Annotated in this window: 18 protein-coding genes; 15 read left to right on the top strand and 3 right to left on the bottom strand. The window is 60.4% G+C overall.

Going from position 1 to position 20,074, the window contains the following annotated elements; translation table 11 throughout:
* Positions 1-73 precede the first annotated feature (73 nt).
* The 14 genes from ACP7BV_RS14455 to ACP7BV_RS14390 all read left to right on the top strand — a co-directional run bounded on the left by ACP7BV_RS14455 (position 74) and on the right by ACP7BV_RS14390 (position 14,707).
* Positions 74-1,258, top strand: coding sequence for a Wzz/FepE/Etk N-terminal domain-containing protein (locus ACP7BV_RS14455; RefSeq protein WP_426104732.1), 1,185 nt, complete (start codon positions 74-76; stop codon positions 1,256-1,258).
* A gap of 182 nt (positions 1,259-1,440) precedes the next feature.
* Positions 1,441-1,914, top strand: a complete 474-nt coding sequence (locus ACP7BV_RS14450) for a MarR family EPS-associated transcriptional regulator (RefSeq protein ID WP_426104730.1) — start codon at positions 1,441-1,443, stop codon at positions 1,912-1,914.
* A 13-nt stretch (positions 1,915-1,927) separates the two neighbouring features.
* Positions 1,928-2,983: a Gfo/Idh/MocA family protein gene (locus tag ACP7BV_RS14445; protein ID WP_426104729.1), complete on the top strand. Its 1,056-nt coding sequence runs from the start codon at positions 1,928-1,930 to the stop codon at positions 2,981-2,983.
* A 60-nt stretch (positions 2,984-3,043) separates the two neighbouring features.
* Positions 3,044-3,637 carry an acyltransferase gene (locus tag ACP7BV_RS14440; protein WP_426104727.1) on the top strand — a complete coding sequence of 198 codons (594 nt, stop codon included), beginning with the start codon at positions 3,044-3,046 and terminating at the stop codon, positions 3,635-3,637.
* A complete protein-coding gene (locus tag ACP7BV_RS14435) occupies positions 3,637-4,746 on the top strand; it encodes a DegT/DnrJ/EryC1/StrS family aminotransferase (protein ID WP_426104767.1) in 1,110 nt (369 codons plus the stop codon). The genes ACP7BV_RS14440 and ACP7BV_RS14435 overlap by 1 nt, the downstream gene beginning before the upstream one ends.
* 22 nt (positions 4,747-4,768) lie before the next feature.
* Positions 4,769-6,247 (top strand): lipopolysaccharide biosynthesis protein, encoded by a 1,479-nt coding sequence (locus ACP7BV_RS14430; RefSeq protein ID WP_426104725.1) that lies wholly within the window; start codon positions 4,769-4,771, stop codon positions 6,245-6,247.
* A gap of 65 nt (positions 6,248-6,312) precedes the next feature.
* A complete protein-coding gene (locus ACP7BV_RS14425; protein WP_426104724.1) occupies positions 6,313-7,488 on the top strand; it encodes a glycosyltransferase in 1,176 nt (391 codons plus the stop codon).
* The gene (gene hisH / locus ACP7BV_RS14420) at positions 7,485-8,108 is read left to right on the top strand and encodes an imidazole glycerol phosphate synthase subunit HisH (protein ID WP_426104722.1); all 624 of its coding nucleotides are present in this window, start codon (positions 7,485-7,487) and stop codon (positions 8,106-8,108) included. The genes ACP7BV_RS14425 and hisH overlap by 4 nt, the downstream gene beginning before the upstream one ends.
* Complete coding sequence (locus ACP7BV_RS14415) at positions 8,098-8,865, top strand: AglZ/HisF2 family acetamidino modification protein (protein ID WP_426104721.1); 768 nt, start codon at positions 8,098-8,100, stop codon at positions 8,863-8,865. The genes hisH and ACP7BV_RS14415 overlap by 11 nt, the downstream gene beginning before the upstream one ends.
* Positions 8,862-10,016, top strand: a complete 1,155-nt coding sequence (locus ACP7BV_RS14410) for an N-acetyl sugar amidotransferase (RefSeq protein WP_426104720.1) — start codon at positions 8,862-8,864, stop codon at positions 10,014-10,016. Before ACP7BV_RS14415 ends, ACP7BV_RS14410 begins: the two co-directional genes overlap by 4 nt.
* A 48-nt stretch (positions 10,017-10,064) precedes the next feature.
* Entirely contained in the window at positions 10,065-11,240 is a 1,176-nt protein-coding gene (locus ACP7BV_RS14405; protein WP_426104719.1) for a glycosyltransferase family 4 protein, read from the top strand.
* Between the two features lie 15 nt (positions 11,241-11,255).
* Positions 11,256-12,530: a hypothetical protein gene (locus ACP7BV_RS14400; protein WP_426104718.1), complete on the top strand. Its 1,275-nt coding sequence runs from the start codon at positions 11,256-11,258 to the stop codon at positions 12,528-12,530.
* Positions 12,531-12,566: 36 nt separating this feature from the next.
* Positions 12,567-13,637, top strand: coding sequence for a DUF1972 domain-containing protein (locus ACP7BV_RS14395; protein WP_426104716.1), 1,071 nt, complete (start codon positions 12,567-12,569; stop codon positions 13,635-13,637).
* Positions 13,634-14,707, top strand: coding sequence for an acyltransferase family protein (locus tag ACP7BV_RS14390; protein ID WP_426104715.1), 1,074 nt, complete (start codon positions 13,634-13,636; stop codon positions 14,705-14,707). The genes ACP7BV_RS14395 and ACP7BV_RS14390 overlap by 4 nt, the downstream gene beginning before the upstream one ends.
* A gap of 40 nt (positions 14,708-14,747) precedes the next feature.
* Here the strand turns inward: ACP7BV_RS14390 and ACP7BV_RS14385 are convergent, their stop codons facing one another.
* From ACP7BV_RS14385 to ACP7BV_RS14375, 3 genes are read right to left on the bottom strand one after another with little or no spacing between them, the layout of a single operon-like run.
* Entirely contained in the window at positions 14,748-15,824 is a 1,077-nt protein-coding gene (locus ACP7BV_RS14385; protein ID WP_426104714.1) for a glycosyltransferase family 4 protein, read from the bottom strand.
* A 48-nt stretch (positions 15,825-15,872) separates the two neighbouring features.
* The gene (locus ACP7BV_RS14380) at positions 15,873-16,457 is read right to left on the bottom strand and encodes an acyltransferase family protein (protein ID WP_426104713.1); all 585 of its coding nucleotides are present in this window, start codon (positions 16,455-16,457) and stop codon (positions 15,873-15,875) included.
* Complete coding sequence (locus tag ACP7BV_RS14375) at positions 16,457-16,831, bottom strand: acyltransferase family protein (RefSeq protein WP_426104712.1); 375 nt, start codon at positions 16,829-16,831, stop codon at positions 16,457-16,459. Before ACP7BV_RS14375 ends, ACP7BV_RS14380 begins: the two co-directional genes overlap by 1 nt.
* A gap of 287 nt (positions 16,832-17,118) precedes the next feature.
* Between ACP7BV_RS14375 and ACP7BV_RS14370 the strand changes: the two genes are divergently transcribed.
* A complete protein-coding gene (locus tag ACP7BV_RS14370; RefSeq protein ID WP_426104711.1) occupies positions 17,119-19,974 on the top strand; it encodes a YjbH domain-containing protein in 2,856 nt (951 codons plus the stop codon).
* The last annotated feature ends 100 nt before the right edge of the window (positions 19,975-20,074 follow it).

Here is a 20,074-nt window from a genome sequence, read left to right as displayed (position 1 = left end):
CGCCGGTGTTATCGTTTGCGAGCAAGTGGCCCGATACAGCAAATTGAAGTGAATGAAATTGGCGGTTACATTGATGAATAAAGAGCAGATCACGGCCTCCCGCAGCGACGGCACCTCGGCAAGCGACGATATTGGCATCTTTGGACTGCTGGCCGTCCTGGCCCGGCAAAAACGACTTGTGGTGGGCTTGCCCGTGGTTGCGGCAGTGCTTTCGGCTGTGCTGAGCTTGGTATTGCCGGTCACCTTTAAGGCCAGCGCGCAACTGTTGCCGCCGCAGCAGGCCAGTTCGGCCACTGCGATGCTTCTGTCGCAGTTGGGCGGGATGGCTGGTGGCGCCGTCGGCGCAGCGGCGCTTAAGACGCCGAATGAGATGTATATCGGCATGTTGCGCAGCCGGACCGTGGCCGACAAGCTGGTCGCCAAGTTTGACCTCAAAAAGGTGTACGGCACCGACTCGGACGAGCTGGCGCGCCGCACGCTGGAAGCGAACACGGAGATCGCGTCGGGAAAAGATGGCTTGATTGTAATTTTCGTCGAAGATCGCAACCAGCAGCTGGTGGCGCCGCTGACCAACGGCTATATCGCCGAGTTGCTGGCGTTGACGCGGGTTCTTGCCGTGACCGAAGCGAGCCAGCGCCGCTTGTTTTTTGGGACCCAGCTGGAGTTGGCAAAGAACAATCTGGCCAAAGCGGAACTTTCCTTGAAAGGCTCGCTTGACGCAAACGGCGTGGTCAGCGTCGACGGGCAATCGCAGGCAATCGTCGAGACGGTCGCGCGCTTGCGAGCGACGGCCTCGGTCAAGGAAGTTGAGTTAAGTTCCATGCGTGCCTTTGTGACCACTGCCAACACCGATTACCAGCGCGTGCAGCACGAATTGTCCAGTGTTCGCGCCGAGCTGTCAAAGCTGGAAAACGGTCGCCCACGCGATGCTGGTGCTGGCAACGCGGTGCAGCCAGGTCTGGACAACATTCAGCGCTTGCGTGACGTGAAGTATTACCAGATGCTGTACGAATTGCTGGCCAAGCAGTACGAAGTGGCGCGGATCGACGAGGCCAAGGATACGGCCGTGGTCCAGGTGCTCGATGCGGCTGTCACCCCCGAGCGCAAGTTCAGGCCGCGACGCATGCTGATGGTTTTAGCCTGCACCTTTATCGCGCTTTTTGCCGCCGTTGCCCTGGCCTTGTTGCGCGATGCGCTCCGGTCGGAAAAAAATGCGCGCGAGTGGCAGCAATTGAAACAGGACTTGCGCCGGTTGTAAGGCGCGGCTGGGGACCGGCATCCGCTAGCCCTTGCCGCTGCCTACCCCGGCACTGCCATATGGTCGCCTTGCAGGCTCCCGTGCCCGTGGACGGACAGCAAGTAATCGTGTAGAATTGTTCGACTTCGTACAAACCCTGCCAGTGACCCGCATCGATGCTGGTTAGCTCGCTCATCGTACCCATGCACGAGCCGAATCAGCCACTCAAGAGCCGCCAGTCGAAACTGCAAGAAGATACCTATTACCAGGTAATGCATATCTTGCGCGACAGTCCCGACCTCACCCAGCGCGAACTGGCGGAGCGGCTTGGCGTTAGCGTCAGCGGTTTGAACTATTGCTTGAAGGCCTTGATCAACAAGGGCTGGGTGAAGATGCAAAATTTTAGTTATAGCAAGAACAAGTTTGGTTATGTCTACATTCTCACTGCGAAAGGCATTGCGGAGAAAGCAGCGCTGACGGGCGATTTTCTAAAGCGCAAGCTGGAAGAGTATGACGCCCTGAAAGCCGAAATCGAAACATTAAAGGCCGAACTGAGCGCTGAGCGCGCCACGCAAGCCCGCTCACCATGCAGTGGAGGGGCGGTCCCGCCTGAACGGCCGGCGGCGGCTGCCCCTGCGGCGCCGCAACGGCCTTATCCATTTACGTCATCCAATTAGTCAGAGGTAGAGCATGCGTCACTTCACGCCGATCACCGGCCGCAAAATCCGTATCGCCATTGTGGGCTGCGGCCGGATCTCCAAGAACCATTTCGGTGCCATCGAGCAGCACGCTGCCCATCTGGAATTGGCGGCCGTATGCGACATCGACGCTGCCGTCATGGCCACCCACGCCGAGCAGTACCGGGTGCCCGGCTACCGCGATATTGCCGACATGTTGGCCAAGGAAACGATTGACCTGGTGGTGCTGTGCACCCCGAGCGGGATCCATCCCGACCAAGCCGTGATGGCGGCCAAACTGGGCGTAAACGTCATGACCGAGAAGCCGATGGCGACCCGCTGGCACGACGGCCAGCGCATGGTTAAGGCTTGCGACGATGCCGGCGTGCGCCTGTTCGTGGTCAAGCAGAATCGCCGCAACACGACCTTGCAGTTGCTCAAGCGCGCGGTGGAAGAAAAACGCTTCGGCAAAATCCACCTGGTTAACTTGAATGTGTTCTGGACCCGTCCGCAGTCGTACTACGACCAGGGAGGCTGGCGCGGCACCTGGGAATTCGACGGCGGCGCCTTCATGAACCAGGCCAGCCATTATGTCGACCTGCTCGACTGGTTGATTGGCCCGGTTGAAAAAGTGCAGTCGATGATGAGCACAACGCGTGACATCGAAGTGGAAGATACGGGCGTACTGAACGTCAAGTGGCGTAATGGCGCGCTCGGGTCGATGAGCGTGACGATGTTGACCTATCCGCAAAACCTGGAAGGCAGTATCACCATCCTGGGCGAAAAGGGCACTGTGCGCATCGGCGGTGTGGCGGTCAACGACATCCAGTTATGGCAGTTTGACAAGGCCATGGATTACGATGACACGCTCAAGACCGCCAACTACGAGACCACGTCGGTCTACGGTTTCGGCCATCCCCTGTACTACAACAACGTAGTCGAGACCATGCGCGGCCTGGCCGAGCCGGAGACCGATGGCCGCGAAGGCCTCAAGTCGCTCGAGCTGCTCATTGCGGCCTACCTGGCGGCGCGCGACGGCAAGACCGTGTCGCTGCCCCTCGATCTCTAACGCGCCCGGCAGCGCTCCGGCCTGCGCACAGGCCGGTCCATCCACGCACTCTGTAAACAAATGACCATCAATACCAACTACACGGTCCACCCAACCGCTATTGTGGATGCCGGGGCCCAGATCGGCGCGGGCTCGCGCATCTGGCACTGGGTCCATATTTCAGGCAAGGCGCGCATAGGCGCGCGTTGCTCCTTCGGCCAGAACGTTTTTGTCGGGGACGACGTCTCCATTGGCGACAACTGTAAGGTGCAGAACAACGTGAGCATCTATGACGCGGTCACCCTGGAAGACGACGTTTTTTGCGGCCCGAGCATGGTGTTTACCAATGTGTACAATCCGCGCTCGGCCGTCACCCGCAAGGATGAATACCGCCGCACGCTCATCGAACAAGGCGCCACACTTGGCGCCAACAGCACCATCGTGTGCGGCGTGACGGTGGGGCGCTATGCATTCATCGGCGCCGGGGCCGTCATCAACCGCGACGTCAAGCCCTACGCGCTGATGGTAGGGGTGCCGGCGCGCCAGGTGGGCTGGATGAGCCAGCACGGCGAGCGCCTGGCGCTCCCCTTGACCGGTTCCGGCCAAGTTACGTGCCCGCACACGGGCAGCATCTATACCCTCGACAATGGAGACCTTGCATGTCAACCGAAATGATCCCCTTCATCGACCTGAAGGAGCAGTACCAGGCGCTTAAGCCGCAGATCCAGCAGCGCATCAACACCGTGCTCGAGCACGGTCAGTACATCATGGGTCCGGAGGTCAAGGAGCTCGAAGAGCAATTGCAAGGCTTCAGCGGCGCCAAGCACTGCATCACCGTTGCCAGTGGCACCGAGGCATTGCTGATCGCGCTCATGGCGCTAGACATCGGCCCGGGCGATGAAGTCATCACCACCGCCTTCACCTTTGCCGCCACCGCCGAGGTCATCGTGCTGGTCGGGGCCACGCCAGTGTTCGTGGACGTGGAAGCCGACACCGGCAACATCGACATCTCCAAGGTCGAAGGGGCGATCACGCCGCGCACCAAAGCGATCATGCCTGTCAGCCTGTACGGCCAGGTAGCAGACATGGACGAGCTCAATGCGCTGGCGGCGCGCCATGGCAATTTGCCTGTCATTGAAGACGCCGCGCAAAGTTTCGGCGCCGAATATCACGGCCGCAAGTCGTGCAACCTGTCGACGTTCGGCTGCACCAGCTTTTTCCCCAGCAAGCCACTGGGCTGCTACGGCGACGGCGGCGCCATTTTCACCAACGACGATGCGCTGGCAAAAGCCTGCCGCGAGATCCGCGTGCACGGACAAGAGCGGCGCTACGTCCACACCCGCGTGGGCGTGGGCGGACGCATGGATACCTTGCAATGCGCGGTGGTGCTGGCCAAGCTCGAACGCTTCGAATGGGAGGTTGCGCAGCGCCTGGCGATCGGCCAGCGCTACAACGAACTGGTCGATGTTGCCGGGATCCGCCGGGTCAGCCAGCGTGCCGGCCGCACCAGCGTGTTTGCCCAGTATTCCGTCTTCGTGCGCGACCGTGCTGCCGTTCAGCAGGCGCTGCTGGAGCAGGGCGTGCCGACCGCCGTGCACTATCCGATTCCGGTCAATGAGCAGCCGGCCTATAAGAACAAGTCGGTGACCGGCCACACGCCGGTAGCGCAAGCGCTCGCCAGTGAAGTGATGAGCCTGCCCATGTCGCCCAATCTGGACGAGGCCACGCTGCAGCGGATCGTGGCGGTATTGGCGCAGACCCAGTCGGCCGCGCTGGCGGCCTGACGGCCAGGGGCTAGAAACATCCATGAATCGAAGCAAAGTACTTGGATTTGCGGTCGGACCCATCGGCGCTGCCGTGCTGGGGTTCGTCAGCCTGCCCGCTTCGACCTGGATGTTTGGCGCGGCCGACATTGGCCGCGTCGCCATGCTTCAAACCGTCACCAACCTGGCGATCATCGTCTTTGGCATGGGGCTCGACCAAAGCTATCTGCGCGAATATAACGGGGCGGGTAATCGCGTTGCGCTGTTCCGTAAAGCGATGCTGCCCGGGCTTGCCGCACTGATGCTGGTTGCCTTGGTATCGGTGCTGCTTGCCCCGGGCTTGCTCACTCGCAGTATTTTCGGGCGCGAGATTTCCCATTTTGACCTGGTCATCGTACTGGTGGTATTGGCTGCTTATTGCTCTCGGTACTTTTCGCTGATTCTGCGCATGCAAGAGCGTGGCCTGGCTTTTTCGATGAGCCAGGTGCTCCCAAAATTGTTTTTCCTTGCCTCCCTGCTGGGCCTGTATCTGTCGCGGGAGCCGCGTTCGCTTGGCCAACTGCTCGGGATCCATACGCTGTCGTTTGTGGCGGCCACCCTCATTTTCGCCTGGAATACCCGCCGCACCTGGCTAGCCGCCGCCGCGTCGGTTGACACGATCGCGCTGCGCGCCATGTTTGCCTATGGCGCGCCGCTGATGGTGTCGGGCCTGCTGTTCTGGGGGGTGGAGGCAATGGACAAGGTGGCGTTGCGCATACTGAGCGACTTCCGCGAACTCGGCAATTATTCCGTCGCAGTTGGTATTGCGTCGGTTGCGGGCACCCTGGCGGTGCTGTTTACAACGATCTGGATCCCGACCGCATACCGTTGGGCCGACGAGCCCGATTGCGGCGAGCGCATCGAGGCGCTCGCGCGCCGCGTGGTGGTGCTGGGCGCGACCATCATCAGCGCCGCCGGTGCCTGTACCTGGACCCTGCGCTTCCTGCTGCCCCAGGAATTCGCGGCGGTGCAGTACCTGGTGTGCGTGTGCATGGCGCCGCCGGTCCTGTATGCCTGCGCCGAAGTGACTGGCATCGGTGCTGGCATCATGCGCAGGAACCTGGCCGTGCTGGGCAGTTCCGCGCTGGCGTGCGCCCTTAACGTGGCGCTGGTGTTCGCCCTGGTTCCTGTTCTGGGCGCCACCGGGGCGGCCACGGCGACTGCGGCGTCGTTCCTCGTAATGTTTTTCCTGCGCACGGAAGTATCAATCCGCCAATGGCGGCCGATGCAGCGTCGCGCCTTGTACCTGCCGATGGCCGCGATCACGGCGTGTTCGATCCTTTTCGCGCTCACTGGCCCGCTGGCGCCAACCTACTGGATCATCGCCTGGCATTTGCTGGCAATCGGCTTCGTGCTGCGCTTCCGGGCCCTGTTCGTCGAACTGTTCAACAAGCTGGCACGCCATGCCAATACCTCCGGCGCCGTCGCCCAGCCCGAAGGGGCACTGCCTGCCGGTGCCGGACAGGGCGAAGTGAAGGTATGAACGCCCGAGTCGACAACGGTTTCCCGGCTCGCCCCCCGCACGCCACGCGTTCGCCCGCTACCTCCATGCATATATTAATCATCAGCTCCGAGCCTTACCTGATTCCAACCGTGCCGCTGGGTGGTATCTTCCAGCAGCACCAGGCCATGGCGTTGCACGGTCATGGCATGCGCGTGGGCGTGGCCAGCGGCGGCCTGCTGCCGCTGCGCGACCTGCTGTCCTTTCGCGGGCGGCCGCGCCGCGAACTGCAAAGTGGCGTGGCCATTGCGCGCCGTTTCAGGAAAAGCGTGCTTCCGCTGCGTTTTTGCCGTCCGGGACACGTCGACCAGATCAATGTGGGTGAACTGACGGCCGCGGTCGAACAGTACATGCGCGACAACGGACGACCTGACTGCATCCACGCGCACAACTTGCAATATGCCGGGATCGTGGCGGCGCAGGTCGCCGAACGGCACCGCATCCCCTTTGTCATCACCGAACACAACAGTTCGTTTCTCACCGGTAGCTATCCGCAGGCGCTGGCGCCACAGTTCGCGCAGGCGCTGCGCGCGAGCGCGTGCAATATTGCCGTCAGCAGTGCGCTGGCAAAGCGCTTGAATGTGCTGTTCGGCAAGCTTGCGCAGCCCTTCATGGTGGTGCCCAATGTGATCGAGACCGACTTCGCCGGCGCCGTGGTCGCCGCGCCGCCGGGCCCGTTTACCTTCCTTAGCATCGGTCGCCTGGATACGAACAAGAATCACGCTTTGCTGCTGCGTGCCTTCGCTGCGGCGTTCAAGGGCCAGCCAGTGTTGCTGCGCATCGGCGGCCATGGCCACGAGCAGGCGCGCCTGCGCACGCTGGCCGATGACCTCGGGATTGCGCGCCAGGTGACCTTCCTCGGTCTTCTGTCGCGCCAGGCGGTGGCCAGCGAAATGACAGGAGCGCACTGCTTCGTGCTGCCTAGTATCAAGGAAACATTCGGCGTGGTGGTGATCGAAGCGTTATCGTTCGGAATGCCTGTGATTGCCGCCCCCAGCGGCGGGCCGGGCGACATCATCGACGACGCCAACGGCATTATCACCGCGGACCATGCGGACCATACCATGGCCGACGCGCTGCGCACGATGCGCGAGCATTATGGCCGGTACGACCGGCATGCCATCGCACGCGCCACCGTGGAGCGATTCTCGCCACGCGCCTTTTGCAGCGTCATGGCGGCGATTTATCAAACAGCGGCATCAACAACAAAGGATAAAGCATGATTTCGGTGGTTGACTATGGCGCCGGCAATGTGGGTTCGGTAATCCGGATGATTGAAAAGGTGGGCGGCCGCGCGCAACGGGTCGCGAGCGCTGCGCAAATCGACGCCGCCGACAAGCTGATCCTGCCAGGCGTGGGCGCCTTCGACTACGGCATGAGCCGGCTGGCCGAGCGCGGACTGATCGAAGCCCTGCACCGCGCCGCGCTTGAGCGGAAAATCCCGGTACTGGGCATTTGCCTGGGCATGCAGCTGATGTGCAAGGGCAGCGAGGAGGGGGAGTTGCCTGGCCTGGGCTGGCTCGACGCCAACGCCACCAAGTTCGAGTTCGATGCACAGACCCGGCTGCCGGTGCCGCACATGGGCTGGAACACGCTGGCGATCGCGCGCCCGAATGCACTGCTCGACAACGCGCTGGCGCGTACCCGCTTCTATTTTGTTCACTCTTACAAAGTGCGCTGCAACGACCCGGACGACGTTATCGCCACGACCGAGTACGGCGCACCGTTCGTGTCGGTGTTTGGGCGCGACAACCTGTTCGGCGCCCAGTTTCACCCCGAAAAAAGCCATCGCTTCGGCATGGCAATGATGGCCCATTTTTTAGAGTGGCAGCATGCTCAATAACCGAATCATTCCGACGCTGTTGCTGCATGAAGGCGGCCTGGTAAAGACGCGCAAATTCAAAAACCCGAAGTATGTTGGCGACCCGATTAACGCGATTCGCATCTTCAACGACAAGGAAGTCGACGAGCTAATTTTGCTCGACATCGACGCCTCGCGCGAGGGACGCGGACCGAACCTTGAGGCCCTGGCTGAAATTGCCGGCGAATGCTTCATGCCGCTGTGCTATGGCGGCGGTATCCGCACGCTCGAGATGGCGGCGCGCATTTTCGACTGCGGCGTCGAGAAAGTCTGCCTGCAGTCGTCGGCCATTGACGACCCCGGCTTGATCACCCAGATCGCCAGCCGCTTCGGCAGCCAGGCGGTGGTGTTGTCGGTCGACGTCAAGCGTGACTGGCTGCGCACGGCCAAGCTGTACCAGTCCCGCAGCGGCAAGACGGCACCGATGGCATGGACCGAATTCATGCGCATTGGCGTTGCCGCCGGTGCTGGCGAAGTGATGCTTAACGCGGTCGACCGCGATGGCGAACAGAGCGGCTACGATATCGAGCTGATCAGGCAGGCTACGGCGCTGATCGAAGTGCCGCTGATTGCCGCCGGGGGGGCCGGCAAGCTGACCGACTTCAAGGCAGCCATCGACGCCGGCGCGTCCGCCTGCGCCGCCGGCGCCATGTTCGTTTTCTACGGACCCCACCGCGCCGTACTAATTACCTATCCGCATTACGCGGATCTTGAACAAATTGTAGGAGTTAAACAATGAAACACGCGGAGACCGTTTGCACACGTTGCATCATGGACAGCAATGTCCCCAACATCACGTTCGACGCCCAAGGCGTATGCAATTACTGCACCGACTACCTGGAGCAGTGCGGCCACGTCTTCATCGACAACGACGGCAAGAAGGAAGCCAAGCTGCAGGCCCTGGTCGACAAGGTCAAGAAGGCCGGCGCCGGCAAGAAATATGACTGCATCATTGGCGTCTCGGGCGGCGTGGACAGCTCGTGGGTGCTGGTGCGCGCCATCGAACTGGGTTTGCGTCCGTTGGCCGTGCACATGGACAATGGCTGGAATTCGGAACTGGCGCAGCACAATATCTCGACGCTGGTGCAGCGCCTGGGCGTTGACCTGCACACCCACGTGATTGACTGGCAGGAGTACCGCAAACTGATGCAATCGTTTTTCGATGCCGACGTTATCGATGTCGAACTGCTCTACGACAATGCAGCGGTGGCCGTGAACTACCGGGAGGCGGCCAAGTACGGCATTTCGTACATCCTGGCCGGCACCAACTCGGCCACCGAAGGCATGCGCATGCCGGAAGGGTGGAACTGGAACAAGTACGACAAGCAGAACATCAAGAGCATTGCAAAGAAGTTCGGCAAGATGCGGATCCGCACCTTCCCGGCCATCGGAACAATCGATTTCTTCAAGTTCCGTTTCGTGCGCGGCATTCGCTGGACCTCAATTCTCGACTTGATGCCTTATAACAAGGCCGACGTCTTGCGCCAGTTGCAGGAGAGCTATGGCTACAAGCCGTATCCGTACAAGCACTACGAGTCGATTTTCACGCGCTTCTATCAGGCCTATATCTTGCCAAACAAATTCGGCGTGGACAAGCGCATGCTTCACCTGGGCACGCTGGTGGCATCGGGCCAGATGACGCGCGAGCACGCGCTCGCTGACCTGGCCAAATCTCCCTATCCGGATCCGGTGCAGATGAAAGAGGATTATCACTATTTCCTCAAGAAGATGGGCTGGACCGAAGCGCAGCTGCAAGCGTACATCGCACGCCCTGCAATTGCGCATGATGCCTATTCGTCCGAACGGGGGCTGTGGAATTTATGCGAGCGCACCTTCAATGCCTTGCGCGGCAAGTCCGCCCCTGTCCCGAAAAAGGCGGCAGCGCAATGATCGTGTCGCCCCACGCGCCAGCGACCGGCTTCGTTGCGACCTGCCGTCATGACTGATAGGCGGCTCAGCATCGTCATGCTGTCGGCCTTGCTCAGTCACGGCGGCGGCAGGGAAACCTGGCTTAACAACGTGTTGCCCAAACTGGTAACCGATGGCCGGTTCGGTCATATCGATGTGTATTACGCGGCAGACGCGTCCACAGACGTGCACGAAAAGCTGTCGGTGTTTCGCCATACGGCGGTCAACTTTATCGAAACGCGCCTGCCGGCCGGTCCGGGCAAGCTGGTGTCGCTGCGCCGCATTGTCATCTTCTGCTCGCACGTCACGCGCCGCTTGCTGCGGGTGCCGGCCGAGGGCCATGTCGTGGTTGCCGTCGGCACGTTTTACGAAGCGGCCGTGATGCGCCTGGTACGGATACTGTCGTGGCGCGCGCCGCTGTTGGTGGTGTGGATCCGCGGCGTGTTGTCGAAGGAAATCAACCACCGCCATGGACAAGGCATCAAGCGCCTGATTTGTGCCTCGGAGCGCTGGTTTATGCACGGCGCTGACCGGATCATCGCGAACGGACAGGATACCAAGGCATTCTACGAGGATGCGCTGGGCCGGCACGTCGAAGCAATTCCGAACGCGCTCGACCTGGACAAGTACACGCGGCTGCGCCAACAGGCGTTCCGCACCGAGCGTGTCGTCATCGCCTACATCGGGCGCCTGAGTGAAGAAAAGGGCTTGCGCGATTTCGCCGGCGCGGTTCGGCACTACGTTGCCGGCGGCGGCTGCGCGCAACTGCAGTTTGACATTGTCGGCGATGGCCCATTACGCGAGGTGGCGGCCCAGCTCGCCGCCGAGTGCGCCTCCCACGTCACTTTCCGCGGGCCGCTGGCCAACGAAGCGATGCTGGCGTACCTGGAGACCACCGACGCCGGGGTCTGCCTGACCTACTCAAAAGAGTCGGGCGGGGGCGGGGTCTCGAACGGCTTGCTCGAGCTGATGGGCGCTCGCCGCCTCGTGATCGCCTGGGATTCGCCGATTTACAAGCAGGTGCTGGACCAGGAGCAGGCCCTGTATGTGGAAGAGGGCGACGTTGCGGCGCTGGCCGCGGCATTTGCCGCAGCGCTGTCGCGGCGGCCGGACATGGTGGGCCGGATCGAGGCCAGTGGCAGCGCATTGCGCCACTACTCGCTGGAACACCACGTGAGCCACTTCATCGACTATGTCCAGCACTGATGCCGGAGTGAATCGATGATAATGCTCAGACATCTGCTGCCGACATCGCGCCTGCCCATGTGGAGTGCGCAGAACCTGGTGTGGTGCATGGCGCTGGCCGATACCTTCGGCGCACTGGTGCAAAATTTCGTACCGATCACCATGCTGTTGCGCGGGTGCCTGTGTTTCTACTTCGTGGTGCATGCCATCCTGCTGGCCCGCTCGACGCTGGTGACCAAGCTGCTGTGGGTGGGCGTGATCGGGTTCTTCGTGCTCAGGGTGCTGGTCGATTACCTGATATTGCGCGACGAGCGGGCGCTGGCCATGGAGGTCGGCACCAGCTTGCGCCTGCTGTATTTCCCGCTGTTCTATGGCTATTTGCGCGATCAGCTCGATCGGGGCTGGCTGCTGGCCGACGACCTGCGCGACGGGTTGCTCACGTATGGCTGGATGGTGCTTGCATCGCTTTTCATCGGTGAGATCAGCGGACTGGGCGGGGTGATCGGCGCGCGCGGGACCAACATCGACGGCGGCAAGGGGTTCATGATCGGCGCCAACGAAGTCGGACTGTTGCTGTTGCTGACGGCACCCTTTGTGGTGCGCCATTGCCTTCAAATGTGCAACAACATTTTGCTCGCCGCCTGCATTGGGCTGGCACTGTACCTGGCAGCCGGCGTGTATGTCTTTACCAAGTCGTCACTGATTGCGTCGGTGGTGGCTACGTACGCCGTCTACCGGATGAGTGCCCAGCGCAGCGGTGCTGCGCGCGGGTGCGCACGCGCAGTGCTGCTCGGTGGCTTTCTGTATGGCTGTTACCTGGTCGTGAAAAACCTCGATGTCATCGAAGCCTTCGCCAGCGGCACTTTTTTCGCCGCGTTGCTCGATGAAGGCATCATCGCTTTCCTGTTTCGCGGTCGGTACGACTACATCGACGCCATCGTGCCGCAGTTGATCGAGCACCCAATGAATTGGCTGATCGTGCTGTTCGGCGCGGGAGAGTATTACGCGCGCCATCTCTCGCTGCGCCCGCTCGGCTTGCCGTCGGGCGAAGGCAGTCTGTTCGAAATGGACTTTTCCGATCTGTTCGTCGCGTATGGGGTGGCCGGCACGCTGTGTTATACGGCGCTGCTGTGGCCTATCGCCAAGCGTGCATGCAGCGTGAGGTTTCCGCCTGAAATACTGGTCGCCCTGATTGGTACCCTGGCCCACGCCTTCATGGCTGGCCACGTCGTGTTCTCGCCCCAGGTGACTACTTTGGTAGCGCTTGTATTGCTGCAGTATAGTCTTCCCCGCCGAGCTGCCGGGGCGTAGCGGGGCATTGCGCCGGCTCGTCTTCCAAAGGATATTATGTTGCAATCTCGTAGTAAACATTCCCCGAAGAATATCGCCTTCATCGGCAGCGTTGGCATCCCCAACCTGTATGGCGGGTTTGAAGCATTTCTTGAGCACACCACGCCCTATATCCTGAAAGGGGCCGACGCAGTCATGGTCACCTGTGCCAAAAATATGTATCCGGAAGGCGCGACGCTGTACAACGGCGTCGAGCGCGTGTTCATTGATTGTCCGGCCAACGGCGCCGCTTCGATCCTGCACGACCTGCTGGCGTTTTTCGCCGTGTTCGGCCGTGCCACGCACATCATCGTGCTGGGCGTGTCGGGCGGGATGTGGTTCCCCCTGTTCCGCCTGCTGTGCAGCCTGACCGGCAAACGCCTGTACGTGAACGTCGATGGCGTTGAATGGAAGCGCGGAAAATTTTCCGGGGGCAAGCGCCTGTTCTTGCGCGCGCTCGACTATCTGGCGCAACGCTTCGCCCACAAAGTCGTCATCGACAGCGATGCGCTGATCCCGCTTTATCCAGCCAAGACACTGTGTATTGCCTATCCGGGCGATCATGTCATGCGGGTGGTTACGCCGATGCTGCCGCGCACGGCGCTGACGGTGTGCCGGATCGAGCCTGAAAACAACATCGCCATGCTGATCGAAGGCGTGCTGGCGTCGGCGCACCATACGTACACGATTATCGGCAACTGGCAGCGCAGCCCCTATGGTATCGCACTGTGCGAAAAATATGGGCAGCATCCGCGCCTGAACCTGCTCGATCCGATCTACGAGCCGCTGGAACTGGCGCGTTACCGCGAAGCCTGTTCGAGCTACGTGCATGGCCACTCGGTCGGCGGCACCAATCCTTCGCTGGTCGAAATGCTGTTTTACGACTGCCAGATATACTGCCTGGACGTTTGCTATCACCACTCGACGGCGGGCCGCCATGCACAATTTTTCGACTCGGCACAGGCGCTCGCCGCCTTGCTCGATGCCGAGCATGGAACGGCGCCGCCCCGGCTGGACATACGGGCCAAGTACAGCCGCGCCGGCATTTCATCGGCTTACCTGGCAATGTGCAGCGGGGAGGCGGCATGAGCGCGGTCGCAGCCATGCCGGACGGGCACGACGGACGTATCGAAAACGTCCAGATCCTGCGATTTTTCGCTGCGGCGGTGGTCCTGTTGACGCACATAAGCTTTTACGTATCGGCGCGTATCGACCCTGCCTTTGGCATCTGGCACCCGGGTGCCGCCGGTGTATCCTTGTTTTTTGTTATCAGCGGGGTTGTAATTTATTTATCTGGGGCAGAATTGCCGCGCACCGGTCCGGGCGCAACCGATTTCATGCGCAAGCGTGTCCTGCGCATTTTCCCGCTGTACTGGCTGATCACCACGTTCAAGCTTGTGCTTGCGCTCGCGTTGCCGGCGGCGCTGGTGGGCAACCAGCCAACGCTGGGTTACACCCTGGCGTCGTACTTCCTGGTACCGATGACCAACGCCTTTGGCAACGTCGAGCCTTTGCACGGCGTAGGATGGAGCCTGTTGCACGAGATGTACTTCTATTACCTGTTTGCCGCAGCGCTGTTGTTGCGCGCGTCCCCATTCGCCGTGTGCAGCGCGGTGATCGTAGGGCTGTGGCTGGTGGGCCTGGCGCTGCCAACCGACTTCGCCATGGTGCGGGTGGCCGTCAGCGAGCAAAACCTGCTGTTCATCGCAGGCATGACGCTCGCTTACCTGTACCGGCGCGGGCTGCGCCTGCCGCAAGTGCTGGCATGGGTGCTTTTCATTGGCGGGCTGTTGCTGATGCTCAGCGATTCCGCCCGCAACCTGTGGTTCCCGCTGTTCAAGCGCTTTGACATTGGCGCGGTCATGATCATGCTCGGGGCGATGTCCATGCGCATGAACGTGTTCCCCCGCATGCGCCAGATGCTTGCGCGGCTAGGCGACAGTTCCTATGCTCTTTACCTGATCCATCCGATCCTCGCACCGGCGCTGTGCTTGGTCATGTGGAAGCTGCACGTGACATCGGTACCGCTGATCATCGTTGCAACGGCGCTGATCTCGATCGTGGCCGGGCATCTGGTTTTCCTGTTTGTTGAGACGCCGCTGAATGGCCGGGCACGGCGGCTGTGGCAAGCAAGCAAGCCACTCAGCCAAACGGCATGATCCGGCCAGCAGGCGCCCGCAGTCGGCGCTCGTCCCTGTTTCACGCTTGTGCGAGCAGTTTGATGTTCTTTTCTAAAAACACAGGCTCGCTGAATTCAGCGATCTTTTCGAGGGAACGTTGCACCATGTCACGGTAAGTGTCCTGATTTCCCAAAATATCGTTTAATTTTCTGTTCAATTCTTCGATGTTGCGGCTATCGACCTTGTAGCCATTTCTTCCTTGTACCACCAGTTCGGTGATCCCTCCAACTGGTGGCACGATGGCCGGCAGGCCGTAGGCCATGCCTTCAATAATCGTCAAACCGAACGTTTCAATCCACCCGTCCGGCCTTGACAGGTTCAGGATGATGTCGGCCCACTGATAATGCGGGTGCAAGTTCGTTTGCGTCTCCAAGATCTGTAAATTCGCGGGCAGTTTCTCCGCTGCGAAATAGGAATCGACTTCCGATTGTGCTGCGTTGACGATCAACCTGAATCCGTACTTGGGGTTCAGTCTGGATAGCTGTAGGAATTCGCTCACGCCTTTATACGCCTTCAAGGAGCAAACCATCAACACATGTTCCGGCGTTGCGCAGAACGTTCTGTCCGCCATGGCCTTGCGATAGAAAACGTCTTCGATCGCGTTGTAGATTACGTGGCATCGCGCATGGGCAAATGGCTCCTCTTCTTTCAAGAAATTTGAAACGTAAATCGCGTCATCCGCTGCCCATTTCGCAATTCCAAAAAGGAATTTCTTGAAAATGGCCGGCTTTACAGTGGTTTCGTGGACGTGATAGATCACTCTGCAACCCTTCAGTTTGCCGACTAGTGCAGCGCCAAAGGGCAGGACTGTATTGATATACACGATGTCATCCCTGCTCACCTGCCCGAAGAACTTCGCAAAAACAATCAACTGGCTTAGAGCCAGATTGAATAGCCGGACCAACTTGTTTTCCGCGAAGTTGTATTTGTAGTAGTGATATTTCACCCCTGTAATATCGGACAAAAATCCGTCCCTGCCTTTGCACGTCACCACATTGACGTCGTAATCCTTTTCAATCCAGCCTTTTAAGAGCTGGCTTAACACTTTGGGGCTGCCGCTGTAATCGTTCAAAAGATGAAATGCGAAAATTTTCATATGCCGTAATCGTAATTGGTTGGAGTAGCGCCTGCCGACCGGCCCGAATCACAGCAAGAAACCGAGTTTCCGGTCCAGGCGGATAAGCACAGCAGCCAGCGCCGTCGCGGCGATCGCGGTCCAGGCGGTAAGCGCGGTGGGGGGGATCTCGAACGTCTTCTGGAGTAGTGAAATGATGAGAACGTGGACCAGGTAGATGCCGGTGGAATAGCGCGCTAGCTCCCTGCTGTCGGTTGGCAGGTTTAGTTTCATGAACAGGATGAAAATGGCAGGACATATGAGCGCAAGCGAGACCAGGTTGTCCACCCCAGCGGCGGCGGCGGTTCCAATAAAGTTCAGGTAGGACTCTGCGAACATGAGTACGGCGCCAAAGCCGGCCATGGTCAATGCGGTTCTCGTGGTAAATCTGTTGTGAATCTTGTGTTTATTGATCAAGTAGCCAGCGCAAAAAAACGGGAATGAAAAGAAGAGGAAATTTCGGTGCGGCCAGCTTAGGCTAAATATCTTCGAGATGTTTGTGCTCCCCAAGAGTTGATAGGACCCGATATACTGGATAAAGACGCCTCCTAGGAAGGTGACGATCACCGCGGCGACCAATACCTTGGTGCTTGCCTTGGCCGCGGCCAGCATCATTAGCGCCGCGCCCAGCATGCCGGCCAGGTACCAAAGATGGTATAACCGAAGACGATGGTGTGGCCTGACCGCAGCACGAAAGAGATCATGTTCTGGTGTACATCAGGCAGCCAGTAAGGCAGGTAGATCGCCATCCATACCAAGTACAGGATCAATATGCGCTTGAGCCATTTCAAGGCGGTACCAGCAACGACGACTTGAAAGAAAAAATAGCCGTTAATTAGCAGGAAGATGGGCACTGCAATCCTGAACAGTCCATTGACCGTCAAGTATGACGCCACGGCGCTCCATTCGGTGAGAAAGCTGGCGTGGATTCCGACTACCATCAGTGCCAATATGATCTTTAGAATATCTAGCGCGCCATTTCTATCCAAGGGGTTCTCCGTCCGCTGCTTTACTATCGCTTCCGCGCGATTTAAGGGAAGCCACTATGTGGCTTTTGTGCGATTTTATCACTTGGGCGCATGCCCTTGCCCGCTCGACTGAACCTACGCCAGCGCGTCCGCTTGGCGCGCGCTGTACTTGTCAGATAGCCGGTGTTACACTTCCCGCGATCTGATTTTCACAGGGCGTCCTCGTTGTGCCCTGGACCAGCACTTCACTTTTAGCCACAGTGTGGCTCCGCGCCAGCACCGCTGCGGCATTCTTTAGGCGAGCCATCTTGTTGACCGTATTGCGTAACTCCATCCACTACACCTGGTGCGGCTGTATCTTACTAGCCGCTCATGCCGCCACGGCGGCGCCGACGCTGCAGGGCCAGTCGGGCTACGTCAACATGCCGAACGCCGATGTCGGCAGGGATGGCGACTTGAGCCTCGGTTACAGCTATGACAGCCCGTATGGCACGATTTGGGCCTCATCGACCCTCTTGCCCTTCATGCAGGTTACCGGGCGTTATGTGTCGATCTCGGGAACGCCGCAGTTTGCCGATGATGCAGTCGATCCTGCGTTCAGGAACTACGGCCGCTACAAGGACAAGGTGTTCGACCTGAAGGCGCGCCTGGTGGCCGAGTCCGTCTGGATGCCGGCCATCGCCGTGGGCGCCACCGACCTGCAGGGCACCGGGCTGTTCAAGGGCCGTTATGTGGTCGCCACCAAAACGTTCGGCCCGGCGCGGCAGCTTGAGGCAAGCATTGGTGTGGGCGGACGGCGCCCTGACGGTGTCTTTGGTGGTGTACGCTGGCAGCCGGTCAGCGCGCCGAACTGGGCTGTGGTGGCAGAATATGATGCCAATGACTACAGCGTCGACTTGGAAGCCGTCTCGACCGGCGCGGCAAAACGGCGCAAGGGCGCTGTCGTCGGGCTCGAGTACCGCTGGGGCTGGCTTGGCGCGCAGATTGCTCGCCATCCTAATCATTTCAGTGCAAATGTCTACGCTACGATTCCGCTGGCACAGCGGGAATTCATCCCCAAGGTGCTGGAACCCGCTTATTTCAAGCCCAAAACCGCACCGGTGCGCCTGTCTGCCGCGGCCTGGCGTGAGGACCCGCGCCAGGCCGCGCCTTTGATAAACGCGCTCTCCAAGCAGGACTTCAAGAACATCCGCATTACCTTGGACGGCGCCACGCTGCGCATCGCCCTGACCAACAGCCGCATTTCCCAGATGGGGCGTGCGGTTGGAAGGGCCGCGCGCACTGCGCTCGCTTTTGCCCCGACCGGGACCCATGCGCTGCACATTACTTACACCAAGATCGAGCAGCCGATCGCCACCTATGAGTTCCAGGATATTGGCGCGCTGAGCGATTACCTGGCCGGCGCCAGCAAGCGTGAAACGTTCCTGCAGACGGTCCAAATGCGTTATGCCACTCCTGCCGACACGATTGAAGGCGACCGTGCTGCCATGGTCGCCGGGGTGGACGACAGTGCCGGCCTGGGTATTTACGCCAACCGGGACGGCAATGTCATTCAGGTCAGTTCCGAAGACCGCGAGGGCAGTCGCTTTCGCATCACCCCGAAATTAGGCTTTTTCTTCAACGATCCCAGCGGCGCCCTGCGCTACGAGCTATCGGCCGCCAGCGCCTATAACAAGCGCTTGGGCAATGGCTTGTACCTGAACGGCGCCGTCCAGCTCAACTTGGTCGAAAACGTGTCCAAGGTTACGCAGGGCTCGAACAGCCTGTTGCCGCACGTACGCTCTGATGTTGCCGAATATAACCGCGGCGGCCGCTTCAAGCTGAACCGGTTGATGCTCAACCAGTATCTCAATCCGGCCGAGCGCTGGTATGCGCGCGTTTCGGGCGGTTTTTACGAAGAAATGTACCGCGGCGTGGGCGGCCAGGTACTCTACCTGCCGAAGGACGAACGCTGGGCGGCGGACCTGTCGGTCGATGCGCTCGAGCAGCGCGGCTACAAAGGCTGGCTCGACAAGCTCGATTACAGAACCGTTACCGCCATTGGAGCGCTGCATTACCGGCTTCCCTACGGCATGACGGTCACCGCGCGGGCCGGGCGATTCCTGGCCAGGGATACGGGCGTGCGCATGGAATTCAAGCGCCGCTTCCCTTCAGGAGTGGAAGTCGGCGCCTGGTATACCAAGACCAACGGCAACGACATTACCAGCCCCGGTTCGCCGTCCAATCCGTACCATGACAAGGGGGTCTTCGTATCGATACCGCTCAAGAGCATGCTGCCGGCCGACACGCAGGCGACGGCGGGGGTGGCGATCGGCCCGTGGACGCGCGACGTAGGCCAGATGGTGGCCTCGCCTGGCGACCTGTACGGCATGATCGAGCAGCCGCGCCGCGACATGACCGACTACGACGGATTGGGCAATTTCGCGGAGCGTCCGGACGAGCAGAAGCTGCCGGCCGTGACGCTCCCGGACCGGCCGCTGCCCGATGCCTGGCCGTTGTTCCGCCTTCGTCTGGAGCAGTCCAAGGCCGCCACGCCGCCGTTGTCTTCGGTTGCCTACGGCACGGCGCTGGCCGGCGGGGCAGTCCTTGCCAGCGCGCTGCTCGACAAGCCTGTCGACAAATATGTCAGTAAGCATGGCAATACGCGCTTGGCGCGCAGCTGGAACAATTTTGGCAAGAACATGCCGATCGCGCTGATGGCGACGTCGGGCGTAGCCGTGGCCATGGGTGACGAGCGCATGCAAAATATGGGCATTATTTCCCTGCAGGCCGTTGCGGCATCGCTTGGCGTGTCAGCCGTCGGGAAATACGTTGTGGGGCGCGCCCGTCCCGAAGAGAACCGTGGCGCGTGGGCGCGCGTGGGCGAAGGGGAGTCCCGCACCAATTCGTCGTTCCCGTCGGGCCATAGTGCCGTCGCATTCGCCGCCATTACGCCGTTCGCGCAAGAGTATGACGCGCCGTGGTTGTATGGCGTGGCAGCCGTCAGTTCCATGGGCCGCTTAGCCGGGCGCAAGCACTGGGTATCGGATACGGTGGCCGGCGGCATTGTCGGCTACGCCACCGGGACCTTGCTGTGGAAAGGCCAGCGCGACAATGCCAAGTCGCAGTTTGCCGTGCTGCCGGGTCCGAAGGAGATCAGCGTATCTTACCAAGGGAAGTTTTAATTCACCACACCGGCTCGCCCCCCCCAAAAAAAGCCGCCCAGCCCGCGTTAGCGGGGTGGGCGGCTTTTTAACAAGCAGGAGAGCAAAAGCCCTCCCGTTT

This window comes from Massilia sp. TSP1-1-2 (assembly GCF_049896185.1).
Classification (GTDB): domain Bacteria; phylum Pseudomonadota; class Gammaproteobacteria; order Burkholderiales; family Burkholderiaceae_D; genus Telluria_A.
Note: the sequence above shows the minus strand (reverse complement) of the source record. Positions and strands in the feature narration are given on the sequence as shown.

What these genes read in the sequence shown, in the direction of transcription:
- ACP7BV_RS14455 (WP_426104732.1), top strand. Translation starts at nt 74, where the DNA reads ATGAATAAAGAGCAGATCACGGCCTCCCGCAGCGACGGCACCTCGGCA.
- ACP7BV_RS14450 (WP_426104730.1), top strand. Translation starts at nt 1,441, where the DNA reads ATGCACGAGCCGAATCAGCCACTCAAGAGCCGCCAGTCGAAACTGCAA.
- ACP7BV_RS14445 (WP_426104729.1), top strand. Translation starts at nt 1,928, where the DNA reads ATGCGTCACTTCACGCCGATCACCGGCCGCAAAATCCGTATCGCCATT.
- ACP7BV_RS14440 (WP_426104727.1), top strand. Translation starts at nt 3,044, where the DNA reads ATGACCATCAATACCAACTACACGGTCCACCCAACCGCTATTGTGGAT.
- ACP7BV_RS14430 (WP_426104725.1), top strand. Translation starts at nt 4,769, where the DNA reads ATGAATCGAAGCAAAGTACTTGGATTTGCGGTCGGACCCATCGGCGCT.
- ACP7BV_RS14425 (WP_426104724.1), top strand. Translation starts at nt 6,313, where the DNA reads ATGCATATATTAATCATCAGCTCCGAGCCTTACCTGATTCCAACCGTG.
- hisH (WP_426104722.1), top strand. Translation starts at nt 7,485, where the DNA reads ATGATTTCGGTGGTTGACTATGGCGCCGGCAATGTGGGTTCGGTAATC.
- ACP7BV_RS14415 (WP_426104721.1), top strand. Translation starts at nt 8,098, where the DNA reads ATGCTCAATAACCGAATCATTCCGACGCTGTTGCTGCATGAAGGCGGC.
- ACP7BV_RS14410 (WP_426104720.1), top strand. Translation starts at nt 8,862, where the DNA reads ATGAAACACGCGGAGACCGTTTGCACACGTTGCATCATGGACAGCAAT.
- ACP7BV_RS14405 (WP_426104719.1), top strand. Translation starts at nt 10,065, where the DNA reads ATGACTGATAGGCGGCTCAGCATCGTCATGCTGTCGGCCTTGCTCAGT.
- ACP7BV_RS14400 (WP_426104718.1), top strand. Translation starts at nt 11,256, where the DNA reads ATGATAATGCTCAGACATCTGCTGCCGACATCGCGCCTGCCCATGTGG.
- ACP7BV_RS14395 (WP_426104716.1), top strand. Translation starts at nt 12,567, where the DNA reads ATGTTGCAATCTCGTAGTAAACATTCCCCGAAGAATATCGCCTTCATC.
- ACP7BV_RS14390 (WP_426104715.1), top strand. Translation starts at nt 13,634, where the DNA reads ATGAGCGCGGTCGCAGCCATGCCGGACGGGCACGACGGACGTATCGAA.
- ACP7BV_RS14385 (WP_426104714.1), bottom strand. Translation starts at nt 15,824, where the DNA reads ATGAAAATTTTCGCATTTCATCTTTTGAACGATTACAGCGGCAGCCCC.
- ACP7BV_RS14380 (WP_426104713.1), bottom strand. Translation starts at nt 16,457, where the DNA reads ATGATGCTGGCCGCGGCCAAGGCAAGCACCAAGGTATTGGTCGCCGCG.